Below are 2,227 nucleotides of genomic sequence, written 5' to 3' on the forward strand. Positions count from 1 at the left end.
GGCATGTTCGACCCGCGAACCATTACCCACGGACGCCTCTACCGGCGGATCGGCGCGAGCGTGGTGCGCTGGCCGGTGCCCATCCTGGTGGCCAGTTCAGCCGTCGTGATGATCGGGGCGATCTTCGTTCCCACCTACCGGCAGAACTACGACGACAGGCAGTACCAACCGGCCAGTGCGCCCGCCAATCTCGGTTTCCAGGCGGCCGACCGGCACTTTCCCAAGAGCAAGCTCTTCTCCGAGATGCTGATGATCGAAACCGACCACGACATGCGCAACTCGGCCGACTTCATCTCGCTGGACCGGGTCGCCAGAGCCTTGATCCGCCTGCACGGTGTGGCCATGGTCCAGGGCATGACGCGGCCCTTGGGCCGGGCGCTCGAGCACGCCAGCATTCCTTACCTGTTCACCACGCAGGGCAGCGGCAACGGGCAGCAGCTCCCGTTCAACAGGGAGCAGAACTCCAACACCGACGCCCAGGCCGACATCCAGGCGCACTCGGTCGAGGTGTTGCGCAAGGAGATCGGCTTCTTCCAGAAAGTGTCCGACGAATTGCACCAGACCGTTCTGACCGTCGAAGACCTCCAACGGGTCAGCGACGACATCAGGGACGAGGTCTCCAATGTCGATGATTTCTTCCGCCCGATCAAGAGCTACTTCTATTGGGAGAGGCACTGTTTCGACATCCCCATTTGCTGGACGTTTCGTTCGCTGTTCGAGACCATCGATCAAATCGACAAGCTGGCCGACGACATCGCGCAGGCGAAGGTGTCCCTCCAGGAGGTGGACAAGGCCTTCCCGCAGATCATCGCGCAACTGAAAGCCACCGCCGACGACACCGAGGCACTTCAGTCGAAGTTGGTCAACAGCTACGGATCTGCCGACCTCCAAACCGTGCAAACCGAGCAGACTTTCGATGACCTGATCAACGTCGGAAACGACTTCGACAAGTCCCGCAGTGACGACTTCTTCTATATCCCACACGAGGGTTTCGACAACGAGGACGTCAAGACCGGCATGAAGCTGATGATGTCTCCGGACGGAAAGGCGGCCCGCTTCATCGTCACCCACGAGGGCGACGCGATGGGCCCCGAAGGCGTGGAGCACGTCGAACAGTTCCCCGACGCGATCAAGACGATCCTGAAAGAGACCTCGCTCGCGGGCGCGCGGATCTACATCGGCGGTTCGGGATCCAACGACAAGGACATCAAGGAATACGCGATGTCCGATCTCATGATCGCGGCGATCGCCGCCTTCGTGCTGATCTTCTTGATCATGATGTTCATCACGCGAAGTCTGGTGGCGGCCTTGGTGATTCCGGGCACCGTGGCGTTCTCCTATGCCGGCGCATTCGGGCTTTCCATCCTGGTTTGGCAACATCTGATCGGCCTGCACCTGCACTGGCTGGTCTTACCACTGACGTTCATCATCCTGGTGGCGGTCGGGTCGGACTACAACCTGCTGCTGATCAACAGGGTGAAAGAGGAGCTGCACGGTGGAATCCACACCGGTCTGATCCGGGCCCTGGGCAGCACCGGCGGCGTCGTGACGTCCGCCGGTTTGGTGTTCGCCTTCACCATGCTGGCGATGCTCACCAGCGATCTGCGCACCATCGGTCAGGTGGGTTCGACCGTGTGCATCGGCCTGCTGCTGGACACCCTGATCGTGCGTTCGTTCGTCGTGCCGAGCATCCTGCGAATCCTCGGGCCGTGGTTCTGGTGGCCGACTTTGGTGCGCGCGCGCCCAGCAGCAGCGCGCTAGGCTAGCCGGCCTGCGCGGAAGCGACGTCCACCGATGCGTAGCGACCACCTTGGACGTCGGCAAATACCTCAGCCAACCGAGCCGTGTCCCGGCCGATGCCGAAAACCGTTGCGCCCCGGCGGGAGAACAACCGGGCGGTCTCAGCGCCGAGGCCTGACGACGCTCCGGTCACCAGGGCGACCTTGCCCTGCAGTGCTGACATGGCTGTCCTCGCGGTCAGTAGTACCGGATCCGCGCAACGCTACCGCGCAGCAACCCCAGCGGAGCAATGAATCTCGGCCTCCACACGGTCATCGCACGGCGCGCGGTGAGCAAGACGAGCAGACTGATGGCGAGGCGCCCCAGGGCGACCCGGCTCGTGCGCCTCCTCCAGCTTGGTGGCGTCGATTCCGCGCGCCGGCCGAGGTAGTAGCCGACACCCATTGCCATCGCGAGGGCCGCGATGGCCGCCAGCATCGTCATGATG

General features: G+C 62.9%; 2 protein-coding genes and 1 pseudogene. 1 reads left to right on the forward strand and 2 read right to left on the reverse strand.

Annotated features, from left to right (window positions below; genetic code table 11):
• Positions 1–1,761 (forward strand): MMPL family transporter (locus A5695_RS12040; protein ID WP_156749596.1); only part of this gene is annotated, 1,761 nt, incomplete at its 5' end.
• A gap of 7 nt (positions 1,762–1,768) precedes the next feature.
• On the opposite strand, the pseudogene A5695_RS12045 reads toward A5695_RS12040, so the two are convergent.
• Together A5695_RS12045 and A5695_RS29595 are read right to left on the reverse strand one after the other, a co-directional pair.
• Positions 1,769–1,963 (reverse strand): annotated as a pseudogene (locus A5695_RS12045) (SDR family NAD(P)-dependent oxidoreductase); the annotation flags it as partial.
• A gap of 14 nt (positions 1,964–1,977) precedes the next feature.
• The coding region (locus tag A5695_RS29595; protein ID WP_369830184.1) for a hypothetical protein at positions 1,978–2,227 on the reverse strand (250 nt) is incomplete at its 5' end.

Source organism: Mycobacterium sp. E1747, from assembly GCF_001667775.1.
Lineage (GTDB): Bacteria > Actinomycetota > Actinomycetes > Mycobacteriales > Mycobacteriaceae > Mycobacterium.